The following is a 12,363-nucleotide window of genomic DNA, read 5'->3' on the forward strand; positions in this document are numbered from 1 at the left end:
AAATAATATATAAAATTAAGGGAAATTTATGTGTGGAATAGTTGGATATATTGGGAAACAAGATACTACAAAGATTTTATTGGATGGTTTAAAAGAGCTTGAATATAGAGGATATGATAGTGCTGGTATTGCTCTATTACAAAATGATAATATTGATGTTTTTAAAGCAGTTGGAAAGCTTGTAAATCTTGAAGAAAAAGTAAACTCTGTACCAAAACAAGATTATTATTTAGGTATCGGACACACAAGATGGGCAACTCATGGAAAACCAACAGAACTAAATGCACATCCACACTTAGGTGAATACTCTTATGTTGTTCATAATGGAATTATTGAAAACTATAAAGAGTTAAAAGATGAACTTATACAAAAAGGTCATCATTTTGTATCTCAAACAGATACAGAAGTTATAGTACATCTTTTTGAAAGTTTTTATAATCAACTAAATGATGCAACAAAGGCTTTCCAAAATACAATAGAGCGACTTGAAGGTGCTTATGCAATTTTGCTTATTACAAAAGTTGAACCAGAAAAAGTATTTTTCTATAAACTTGGAAGTCCTATGATAGTTGCTCGTGGAAATGAAAAAGATGAGATTTTATTTGCTTCATCTGATTCAGCTTTGATAGGACTAGCAAAAGATGTAGTTTATCTTGAAGATAGAATGGGTGGAGTTGCAACGGCTTCAAACATAGAGTTTTTTAATAAAAATGTATTATGGTCAAAGCTTCCAACTTCTAAACAATTTGCTCAAAAAAATGGTTTTAGATTCTTTATGGAAAAAGAGATTTATGAGCAAAGTGATGTTGTGAGTGATTGTATGCTTGGAAGAATAAAAGATAGTGAGATAAATTTTGATGAGATAAATCCTTCAATATTGGATGGGATAAATGAGATAAAAATTTGTGCTTGTGGAACTTCATACCATGCTGGAATTACATCTTCTTATTTGTTTGAAAGATTGTCAAAAATAAAATGTTCTGTTGAAGTTGCAAGTGAGTTTAGATATAAAGAGCCACTTTTAACAACTGATACTCTTTTTATTGTGATTTCTCAAAGTGGTGAAACAGCGGATACTTTAGAAGCTTTAAAAATGGCAAAAAATGCAGGACTTAGAACTTTAGTTGTTTGTAATGTTGATAACTCTTCTATGACAAGAGTTTCTGATGCGACTATTTTAACAAGAGCTGGAATAGAAAAAGGTGTTGCTTCTACGAAAGCATTTTCTACTCAAACAGTTGTTTTATGGATGTTAAGCTTGTATTTTGGAAAAATAAGAAATAGTATTTCAAAAGAGAAACTTCAAAGTGAGGTTTCAACTTTAAGAGAAGTTCCAAAATCTTTAAAAATAGAAGATAGTATACATGAAAAAGCAAAAAGACTATCAAAAAGATATTTACATGGGCATGGATTTTTCTTTATAGGAAGAGATGTTTTCTATCCACTTGCTTTAGAAGGTGCTTTAAAATTAAAAGAGATTTCATATTTACATGCGGAAGGTTATCCAGCTGGAGAGATGAAGCATGGACCAATCGCTCTTGCAGATCCAGAACTATTTACAATTGCACTTATGCCACAAAATATGCTGTATGATAAAATAAAATCAAATGTTGAAGAGTTAAGTGCAAGAGATAGTACAATTTGTGCTATATCGCCACTGGATTTTGATTTAGCTGATGATTTTATCAAAATAAATAAAAGTGAACATTATATGCTTGAATTTTTTGAAATGTTAGTGGTTTTACAGCTCTTATCTATGGAGATTTCTATAAGACTTGGAAATGATGTAGATATGCCAAGAAACTTAGCAAAATCTGTAACTGTTGAATAATTTTAAAAATATAAGTTATATTTAGATAAAATTAAGAACTTTTTTCTCAAAATGAGAAAACTGATTCTTTAAATTTTTATTTTAATTTTCTTAAATATTTTATAAGATATACAAAATGGAAAACAAAAGATGGAAAACAAATCAAGCTAAAGCTTGTGGAAAACAAAGGATGGAAAACAAAATGGAAAAAAAATCTCAATATCTGTTTACAAGTGAAGTTGTAAGCCCTGGACACCCTGATAAATGTGCTGATATCATAGCAGACTCTATAGTTGATAGATTAATAATTGAAGATAGTAATAGTAGAGTTGCAAGTGAAGTATTTGTAGCTGGAAAACATATAGTTATCGGTGGTGAAGTAAAATCTAATGCAAAATTATCACAAAATGATTATGAAAAAATAGTAAAAGATACATTAGCAAAAATTGGATATGATGGGAAAAGTGCATTCACAAAAGAACAAGCATTGCACCCTGATGAAGTAAAAGTTCAAGTTTTATTAAATCAACAAAGCCCAGATATAAGTCAAGGAGTTGATCAAACAACTGGAGAAATAGGAGCTGGAGATCAAGGAATTATGTTTGGATTTGCTTCAAATGAAGCAGATGAATATATGCCAGCAGCAATAGTTTATGCAAGAAAACTTTGTGATACAGTTTATAATTATGCTCTAAAAAACAATGATAAATTTGGTGTTGATATAAAAACACAAGTTACTGTTGATTATGAAACAAAAGAGAATTTTGAAAATTGTAAACCACAGAAAATTCACACAATAGTTGTATCAGCACCTTGTGTTGAAGGTATGACTATTGAAGAAGTTAGAAAGACTATTCAAGGATTGATTGATAATTCTGGATTACCTTCAAATTTATATGATAAAAATAATACAATTATTCATATAAATCCAACAGGAAGATATGTAAATCACTCATCTTTACACGATAGTGGACTAACAGGAAGAAAACTTATTGTTGATAGTTTTGGTGGATATGCACCTATTGGTGGTGGAGCTCAAAGTAGTAAAGATTATACAAAAGTTGATAGAAGTGGACTTTATGCGGCACGTTGGATAGCAAAACATATAGTTGCATCAGGCTTATCTAAAAAAGCAATAGTTCAAATATCTTATGCTATTGGTGTTGCAAGACCAACATCTGTTTCAGTTGATACTATGGGAACGTATACAAAACATAATGATGACAAATTATCACAATTTGTAATGGATACATTTGCTTTAACGCCAAGATGGATAACTCAAAAGTTTAATTTGGATAAACCAAGTTCTACTACTTTCCTTTATGCAGATGTAGCTGCAAGAGGCCAAGTTGGACAAGCTGATTATCCATGGGAAAAACTTGATGAACTTGATAAGTTTGAGAATATAAAATAAGGAGAAAATTTTGGATTTAAGAAATCTATTTAGCAAAATTTCATTTGATAATAAAGATAAAGAACAAGCAACAAAAAAAGATGCACCAAGCCACTGGGTGAAGTGTCCTTCTTGTAGTGCTTTGATGTTTTTTAAAGAAGTAGAGAATCAAGATAATGTTTGTCCAAAATGTTCATTTCATATGAGAATTGGTGCAAAAAGAAGAATAGAAATATTAGCAGATGAGAATAGTTTTGTTGAATTTGATGCTTCTTTAAAGCCAAATGATCCTTTAAAATTCGTTGATAAACTATCTTATAAAAAAAGAGTAGAAGAGGGACTTGAGAAAACAGGAAGAACATCTTCAGTTATAAGTGGAGAGTGTAAAATTAATCAAATTCCAGTTCAACTTGTTGTTTTTGATTTTGCTTTTATGGGAGGAAGTTTAGGTAGTGTTGAAGGTGAAAAGATTGTAAGAGCAGTAAATCGAGCAATAGAAAAAAGAGAAGCAGTTATCATAGTATCAGCTTCGGGTGGTGCAAGAATGCAAGAATCAACTTTTGCTTTAATGCAAATGGCAAAAACTTCAGCAGCACTTAAAAAACTTGATAGTGAAAAATTACCATATATTTCTATTTTAACAGATCCAACAATGGGTGGAGTTTCGGCATCTTTTGCATTTTTGGGTGATATTATCATGGCTGAACCTGGAGCTTTGATCGGATTTGCTGGACAAAGGGTTATTAAACAAACTATCGGAGCAGATTTACCAGAAGGCTTCCAAAGAGCAGAGTTTTTACTAGAAAAAGGTTCTATTGATATGGTTGTTAATAGACAAAAAATGAAACAAACTATTACTGATTTATTAACAATTTTTAATCAAGAGAAAATTAGTTAGAACATGACTTCAAATTTAGAAAAAGCTTTAGGTTTTAAACTTGAAGCTTTTAACTACTTATATGTTTTATGCGATTATGAAACACTTTTAAAAAGGAATATGTCTTTAGAAAAATTTGTAGATTTATGTAAAAAAAAAGATGTAAAATTAGTACAATATAGAGATAAAATATCATCTTTAGAAATTCAACAAAACAATCTTTTATATTTAAAATCTAGTCTAAATATTCCTATTATTATAAATGATAAAATTGAACTTATAGATTTTGCAGATGGGGTTCATTTAGGACAAGAAGATTTTTTTAAAATTCATAAAGATAAAAAAATAGCAATAAAGCTTTTAAGGGCAAAAATAAAAAATAAACTATTAGGGCTTTCAACTCATAATGAAATTGAAATTCTTGAATCAAACTCTTTGGATATTGATATGATAGGATTAGGTGCTTATAAAAATACATCAACAAAAGATGTTGATACAATTTTAGGAGATAAAATTTCATATTTGGCAAAAATATCAAAACATCCAGTTTGTGCAATAGGTGGAGTAAAAGTTGATGATATAATAGAAAATATAAGATTCAATGTTGTAGGAAGTGCATTTTTAGATGAAAATTAATATTTATGCAATATTGAAACCAACAACTGATGATTTTGATAAAATTATAAAAGAATTTATAAAAATGTCATCAAAATATGCAAAAGTTGAAGTTCATTATATCTTTAATAAAGATATAGCAAAAGCACAAAGTATAGGGGATAAAGAAGCTAAAGAAGTATATACAAAAACTTATTTGCCACTTTTAAAAGGCTTTAATGTAGCTTTAGATGTTTTAGGTAAAAAAGTTGATACTTATGCTTTTTCAAAATTAATAGAAGATAAGAATGAAATAAATTTTTTTATAGGTGGAGCTTTTGGCTTTGAAAGGGATTTTTTAGCTAAATGTGATAGTGTTATATCTCTTAGTGAATTAACTTTTGCACATAAAATAGCAAATATTGTTTTAACAGAGCAGATATTTAGAGCCTTATGTATCCAAAACAACCATCCATATCATAAATAATTTATATATTTTCTTGTATAATAGAAACTCGTAAAATACAAAAAGGACAGAATATGGGTCTTAAACTTTATATCTTAGCTACAATACTATTTCTTATTCTATTATTTGGATATACATATAGTTTAGAGTTAGGAGAGTATACACTTACATTTTTTGGAAATAGTTTTACATTTCCTGTTGCAGTATGGATAGTATTACCAGTATTATTTTTAATGGTTGCTACATACTTACACATAATTTTTTATGGTTTTATAAAATATATAAAACAAAAATTTGTTGATTCTGATTTGGATACAACGGTTGATATTTTGAAATCAAAACTATTAGGAAAAGATACAAAAGCTGTATATAGAACACAAAAATTTAAGAATATAGCAGAACTTTTTGGTGCTTTTGATTTAAGTGTTACAAAAAATAGCTTTGACTCTACAAATCCTGATTTTAATAGAATTGTTACTGCTATTCAAGATATTAATAATGGAAAATATGTTAGTGAAAAAGTTGTAAAACTTGAGACAAATTCTGAAATTGCAAAGAAAAACTTGATAAATAAAATAAATGAACAAGTTGATTTTGCTGTTGATGTTGTTAAAAAAGCGGATAATTATGATTTTGATATTGTAAAAATAGCTTTAAAAAATATTATCAAAGAAAAAAGTATGACAACTGTTAAAAAGCTTTATAAAAATATCAAACTTGATAAAGAATTGGCTTTTGAATTGTTAAAAAAAGATATTGATAATAAAGAGTTTGGTTTTACTGATGAAGAAATTATAGAAATTGTAAAAAATGTTGAATTTACAAATAATGATTATTTAGAACTAGCAAAACTTTATCAAAAAGAGTTAAACCCAGATAGATTGATAAATATTTTTGAAAAATTATCAAATGAATTTGACGAAGCAACAACTGCAAATTTATATGTTTTAAGTGAATTAGAGATGATTGATAAATTAAGAGAAACTTTAGCAAATTCACCTGAAGAAGACTTCTTAGCATTTAAAGCTCTTTTAGATTTAAAAGATGCTGGAAAACACTACAATTTAGAAACTCTATCATATAAATAATGGAAAAAAAACTTGATTTTACAAGACCTTTAGTGGTGTTAGCACCACTTGCAGGTTATACAGATTTACCTTTTAGAAGTGTTGTTAAAAAATTTGGTGCAGATTTAACTATTTCAGAAATGATTAGTTCAAATGCTTTAGTATATAAAAGTGCAAGAACTCTAAAAATGGTAGAAAAATCTCCAAGTGAAGATCCATATTTTGTTCAAATTGCAGGAAATAGTGTAGATTTAGTAAAAGCAGCTGTTGAAATACTAAATGATGTTGAAGGCATTGATGGAATTGACTTAAACTGTGGTTGTCCAGCTCCAAAAGTATTTAATCATGGAAGTGGTTCAAACCTACTTGGTGATTTAAATAAGCTTGAAGAAATTTTAAGTACAGTAAAAAAATACTCAAAAAAACAGTATACGAGTGCAAAAGTAAGACTTGGAGTAAATGAAAAAATCCCAGTTGAAATAGGAAAAGTAGTAGAAGCTTGTGGAGTTGATTTTGTATCTGTTCATGGAAGAACAAGAGCTGGAAAATATAAAGCACCAGTTGATTATGATGCAATAAAACAGATGAAAGAAGCTATCTCAATTCCTGTTATTGCAAATGGTGATATAAAAGATTATGCTAAGGCTAAAGAAGTCTTAGAATATACTAAAGCTGATGGAGTGATGATAGGACGAGGTGCTATTGGAAAACCTTGGGTATTTTATCAATTAAAACATGGTCTTGAGGATATTGATAATAGTATAAAAAAAGAGATAATCTTAGAACATTATGACAAGATGCTTGAGTTTCATGGCAATTATGGAGCTATAATATTTAGAAAACTTTTGCATGCTTACTCAAAAGGTTACACTGGAGCAAATGAGTTTAGAGATATTGTAAATAAAGTTTCAGATGTAGATGTTATGAGAGATTTAATTGATAGCTTTTTTTAAATTTAATATATATAAAAAGTTATTTAGATAAAATATTACACTTTTTAAAAAAATTAGAAAAGGAAAATTTTTGTCTAAACAATATTTTGAATTGGCGATAAAACCACAAAGCCATTATGAACTTTTTTTGGATTTAGTTGAGTCTATCACAACTGATGCAATTGAAGAGAATGATGGATTTATAATAATAAGAAGTGAAGATAATCTTGATGATTTTGCAGAGGCTGTAAAAAAGTTTGGTGAAGTTTTGCAAACTGAATGTGAGATATCTTGTGAAAAGAAAGATAATATAGATTGGATTAAAAAATATCAAGACTCTATAAAATCAGTTGAAGTTGGAAGTTTTTATATTCGTCCATCTTGGGAAGAAAAAAAGGACAATAAAATAGATATTATCATCGATCCTGCATTAGCTTTTGGTTCAGGACATCATGAAACAACTTCATCTTGCATAGAAGCAATCGATGAGTTTGTTCAAAAAAATGATACTTTACTCGATGTTGGAACAGGAAGTGGAATTTTAGCAATAGCTAGTGCTAAAAAAGGTGCAATTGTTGATATTTGTGATACAGATGAGATTTGTATAGATAGTACAAAATCTAATTTTGAATTAAATAAGGAGAAATTTAATCAATTTTGGATTGGTTCAGCTTCAAAATCAACAAAAAAATATGATGTAGTTGTAGCAAATATAATAGCAGATGTACTTGTTATGATAGCAGGTGATTTGAAAAAATGTTTAAATGATGATGGTGTATTGATACTTTCAGGAATTTTAGATAAACATGAAAAAAGAGTTTTAAATAAATTTCAAGATTTAAAAGAACTAAAAACTATTCATAAAAATGAATGGGTAACAATAGTTTTCAAAAATAGTAAGGAGTCTTAAAAGATGAATAACAAACGACAAAATGGCAGACCTCAAAATAATAGACAGCCAAATAATAATCATAATAACAACGATAACAACAACTTTTTTAATAATAATCCAATTTTAATATTTGTAATTTTTGCAATAGTTACTATATTTGCTTTTAAAGTAATTATGCCAGAAGAAGTAGTAAATGCTACACCAAACCAAAATATACAAGCCTTTGGTAGTAATAGTGGTTCAAATAAAACTATTGCTTATTCAGAGTTAAAGAAATTGATAAGTTCTGGTAAAATTGAGTATGTTGGTATTGGAAATACTCAAATTAGAGCGATAAGCAAAAATGATGGAATACAAAGAGTTACTTATACAGCAAGAAGAGTAGTTCCTGATGAAACTTTAATTCCTGAATTAGAAAAATATAATATTGGATATGGTGGAATAAATGAAGAAAATGTTTTATCAGATATTCTTTTTGGTTGGGTAATTCCTATTTTCTTATTCTTTGCTATTTGGATGTTCTTAGTTAAAAGAATGCAAAAATCTATGGGTGGTGGAAGTGGAGGAATACTTGGAATAGGTTCTTCTAAAAAAATGATAAATTCTGAAAAGCCTAAAGTAAAATTTGATGATATGGCTGGAAATAAAGAGGCAAAAGAGGAAGTTCAAGAAGTTGTAGATTTCTTAAAAGCTCCTGATAGATATGTAAGACTTGGCGCTCAAATTCCAAAAGGTGTTTTACTTGTAGGACCTCCAGGTACTGGAAAAACTCTTTTAGCAAAAGCAGTAGCTGGTGAAGCTGATGTACAGTTTTTATCTGTTTCTGGTTCAGCATTTATTGAGATGTTTGTTGGAGTTGGTGCAAGTAGAGTTCGAGATTTATTTGAACAGGCAAAAAAAGTAGCACCTGCTATTATATTTATTGATGAGATAGATGCCATTGGAAAAAGTAGAGCTAGTGGTGGACCAATGGGTGGAAATGATGAAAGAGAACAAACATTAAATCAGCTTTTAGCTGAAATGGATGGTTTTTCTACTGAATCAGCACCAGTAATTGTACTTGCTGCAACTAATAGACCAGAAGTTTTAGACCCAGCACTTTTACGACCAGGAAGATTTGATAGACAAGTTTTAGTTGATAAGCCTGATTATGAAGGAAGAATAGAGATCTTAAATGTACATATTAAAGATGTAAAATTGGCTAAAAATGTTGATTTAAAAGAAGTTGCTAAAATGACAGCTGGTCTTGCAGGAGCTGATTTAGCAAATATTATAAATGAAGCTGCACTTTTAGCAGGACGTGCTTCTAAAAATGAAGTTGAAGCAACTGATTTTAAAGAAGCAGTTGAAAGACAAATTGCTGGATTAGAAAAAAAGAGTAGAAGAATATCTCCAAAAGAGAGAAAAATTGTAGCTTACCATGAAAGTGGACATGCTTTAATTGCTGAAATTACAAAAGGTGCAAAAAAAGTAAATAAAGTATCAATAGTACCAAGAGGTTTAGCAGCTTTAGGATACACACTTAATACTCCTGAAGAGAACAAGTATCTTATGCAAAAACATGAACTTATAGCTGAAGTTGATGTTCTTTTAGGTGGAAGAGCTGCAGAAGAAGTATTTATTGGTGAAATTTCAACTGGTGCTGGAAATGATTTAGAAAGAGCAACAAATATTATAAAATCTATGGCTACTATTTATGGAATGAGTGATATTGCTGGATTAATGGTATTGGAAAGAAGAACAAACCAATTTTTAGGTGGACAAACTCAAAAAGATTTTTCAGATGCTATGGCAAAAGAACTTGATAACCATGTAAAAGATACTCTAAATGAAAGATACAAAGTTGTACTTCAAGCTTTAAGAGATAATAGTCAATCAATAGAGGAAATGACTGCAGAACTTCTTGATATAGAAGTAATTTCAGGTGAAAGAGTAAGGGAAATCATAAAAGGAAATGGTGGAACTGTTTTTGAAGATGAAGATTTACATACAGAAGCCTTAAATAAAGAAGAAGAAAAAGAAGATGAAACTTCAAAAAGTGAAGTAAAAGAAGAGCAAAAAGATAATATTGAAGATAAATCTTCTGAAAATTCTCAAATAGAAGAAACTAAACCTACTGAAAACTCATAAACTAATTTATTTCAAAGTTATACTTTGAAATAAATTTATATATATTTTACAAACGATAAAATTTTTCCTTGACAATTATAAAAAAATAAAATATACTTTCAGAACTATTTATAAAAAAGGAGAGTAATATGAAAATATTTGATATTTTTAAAAGCAATTTCATTAAAAGTGTAAACTCTCTACTCCTCTTAAAACAATCACTCTAATTATAAATTTATAATTAAATATTCCAAAAATCTGTTTTTCTTTTTTTATTTAAAAAAAGATATAATCAAATGTTAAATTAAAAGGTAAATATTATGGATAAAAATAAAATTATTGTATTTGATACTACTTTAAGAGATGGAGAACAAAGCCCTGGTTGCTCTATGAATACTGATGAAAAGATAAAAGTTGCTTTACAATTAGAGAAATTAGGAGTTGATGTAATAGAGGCTGGTTTTGCAGCAGCTAGTCCAGGTGATTTTGATGCAGTTAGTCAAATCGCACAAATTGTTAAAAATTCAACTATCTGTTCTTTAAGTAGAGCAATAGAAAATGATATAAAACAAGCAGGTTTAGCAGTACAAAAAGCAAATAAACATAGAATTCATACATTTATTGCAACAAGTCCTATTCATATGCAATATAAATTAAAAATGACACCAGATGAAGTTATAAAAAGAGCTGTAAGAGCTGTTGAATATGCTAAAACTTTTGTTGAAGATGTAGAGTTTTCTTGTGAAGATGCTGGAAGAAGTGAAATATCATTTTTAAAAGAAGTTATGGATGCAGTTATAAATGCAGGAGCAAAGACAATAAATTTACCAGATACTGTTGGATATAGATTACCAACAGAGTTAGCTTCTATGATAAAAGAGTTGAGTGAATATGCAAAAGATAGAGCAATAATTTCAGTTCATAATCACAATGATTTAGGATTGGCAACAGCTAATACTTTAGCATCAGTTTTAAATGGTGCTAGACAAATAGAAGTTACTATAAATGGTTTGGGTGAACGAGCAGGAAATTCTGCTTTAGAAGAAGCTGTTATGGCTATAAAGGTACGAAAAGATATATTTGGAGATTTATATACAAATATTAATACACCTGAACTTTATGCAACTTCAAGATTAATTGCAACAATAACTGGAGTTGAACCACAACAAAATAAGGCAATTGTTGGTAAAAATGCTTTTGCACACGAAAGTGGTATCCATCAAGATGGTGTTTTAAAACATCAAGAAACTTATGAAATTATGAGACCTGAAGATGTAGGAGTTATCAAAGATAGCACATTGATTTTAGGAAAACATAGTGGAAGAGCAGCATTTAGAGATAAAATAGTTCAATTAGGATTTGATAAAGTTAGTGATGATGAATTAAATGCAGCTTTTGAAAGATTTAAAGTTTTAGCAGATAAGAAAAAAGATATAACAGATGATGATGTAAGAATGTTGATAACTGATGAAGCTTTAAATCATGATAAAATTTATGAATTAGTAGGTTTACAAATAAGCGACTGTTCAAGTGGTATGCCAATGGCAGCTGTATCTATAAAATATGAAGATAAAATCATAAAAGATGCTGGTTTAGGTGATGGAACAATGGATGCTATTTTTAAAACTATAGATAGAATCACTGGATATTCTGGAGAATTAAAAGATTATAAGGTTATATCTGTAAGTGAAGGTAAAGACTCTTTAGCAAAAGTTACAACAAGAGTTAGCTTTGAAAATAGTCAAGCTTTTGTAGGGCATGGATTGAGTATAGATACTATGCAAGCAACTGCAAATGCTTATATTGGAGCTTTAAATTCATACCTTTCTCAAAAAAATAGACTTACAAAAAACTGTGGACATCAGGTATAAAAAGATAGGTTAAATCCTATCTTTTAAATGATAATGCAAAAATATATTTTAAAAGATATAAAAAATATTTTAGAAGAGAATAAAGCGGTTTTACTATATTTTAGTGCAAATGATTGTTCTGTTTGTAAAGTTTTGAAACCGAAAATAGAGCATAGTTTACAAAATAATTTTCCTTTAATGAAGTCAATTTTTATTGAAGATAATATGGAAATAAGTACAAATTTTACTATTTTCTCAAATCCAATGATAGTAGTTTTTTTTGAAGGAAAAGAGTTTAAAAGATATGGTAGAAATATTAGTTTATCTTTGTTTGAAGAAGATATAGAAAGATTATATAAGATGGTATTTTAAT

Annotated in this window: 11 protein-coding genes; all 11 read left to right on the forward strand. The window is 28.7% G+C overall.

From position 1 onward, the window contains the following. Positions 1 to 28: 28 nt before the first annotated feature. Complete coding sequence (gene glmS, locus CRU91_RS03945) at positions 29 to 1,831, forward strand: glutamine--fructose-6-phosphate transaminase (isomerizing) (protein WP_113893612.1); 1,803 nt, start codon at positions 29 to 31, stop codon at positions 1,829 to 1,831. A gap of 181 nt (positions 1,832 to 2,012) precedes the next feature. Beyond that, positions 2,013 to 3,224 (forward strand): methionine adenosyltransferase, encoded by a 1,212-nt coding sequence (gene metK, locus CRU91_RS03950; protein ID WP_371317903.1) that lies wholly within the window; start codon positions 2,013 to 2,015, stop codon positions 3,222 to 3,224. A gap of 10 nt (positions 3,225 to 3,234) precedes the next feature. After that, the gene (accD, locus tag CRU91_RS03955) at positions 3,235 to 4,101 is read left to right on the forward strand and encodes an acetyl-CoA carboxylase, carboxyltransferase subunit beta (protein ID WP_113893617.1); all 867 of its coding nucleotides are present in this window, start codon (positions 3,235 to 3,237) and stop codon (positions 4,099 to 4,101) included. 3 nt (positions 4,102 to 4,104) lie between these two features. After that, the gene (locus CRU91_RS03960) at positions 4,105 to 4,716 is read left to right on the forward strand and encodes a thiamine phosphate synthase (protein WP_113893619.1); all 612 of its coding nucleotides are present in this window, start codon (positions 4,105 to 4,107) and stop codon (positions 4,714 to 4,716) included. After that, the gene (locus tag CRU91_RS03965) at positions 4,706 to 5,161 is read left to right on the forward strand and encodes a 23S rRNA (pseudouridine(1915)-N(3))-methyltransferase RlmH (RefSeq protein WP_113893621.1); all 456 of its coding nucleotides are present in this window, start codon (positions 4,706 to 4,708) and stop codon (positions 5,159 to 5,161) included. The genes CRU91_RS03960 and CRU91_RS03965 overlap by 11 nt, the downstream gene beginning before the upstream one ends. A gap of 53 nt (positions 5,162 to 5,214) precedes the next feature. Next, the gene (locus CRU91_RS03970; RefSeq protein ID WP_113893623.1) at positions 5,215 to 6,228 is read left to right on the forward strand and encodes a hypothetical protein; all 1,014 of its coding nucleotides are present in this window, start codon (positions 5,215 to 5,217) and stop codon (positions 6,226 to 6,228) included. Continuing rightward, the gene (locus CRU91_RS03975; RefSeq protein WP_113893625.1) at positions 6,228 to 7,160 is read left to right on the forward strand and encodes a tRNA dihydrouridine synthase; all 933 of its coding nucleotides are present in this window, start codon (positions 6,228 to 6,230) and stop codon (positions 7,158 to 7,160) included. Before CRU91_RS03970 ends, CRU91_RS03975 begins: the two co-directional genes overlap by 1 nt. Before the next feature lie 70 nt (positions 7,161 to 7,230). Then, complete coding sequence (locus CRU91_RS03980; protein WP_113893628.1) at positions 7,231 to 8,049, forward strand: 50S ribosomal protein L11 methyltransferase; 819 nt, start codon at positions 7,231 to 7,233, stop codon at positions 8,047 to 8,049. Positions 8,050 to 8,052: 3 nt separating this feature from the next. Beyond that, positions 8,053 to 10,161 (forward strand): ATP-dependent zinc metalloprotease FtsH, encoded by a 2,109-nt coding sequence (gene ftsH / locus CRU91_RS03985; protein ID WP_113893630.1) that lies wholly within the window; start codon positions 8,053 to 8,055, stop codon positions 10,159 to 10,161. Positions 10,162 to 10,460: 299 nt separating this feature from the next. Further along, entirely contained in the window at positions 10,461 to 12,011 is a 1,551-nt protein-coding gene (locus CRU91_RS03990; RefSeq protein WP_113893632.1) for a 2-isopropylmalate synthase, read from the forward strand. 33 nt (positions 12,012 to 12,044) lie between these two features. Beyond that, complete coding sequence (locus tag CRU91_RS03995; RefSeq protein ID WP_113893724.1) at positions 12,045 to 12,362, forward strand: thioredoxin family protein; 318 nt, start codon at positions 12,045 to 12,047, stop codon at positions 12,360 to 12,362. The last annotated feature ends 1 nt before the right edge of the window (position 12,363 follow it).

The organism is Aliarcobacter vitoriensis (assembly GCF_003316695.1).
Lineage (GTDB): Bacteria > Campylobacterota > Campylobacteria > Campylobacterales > Arcobacteraceae > Aliarcobacter > Aliarcobacter vitoriensis.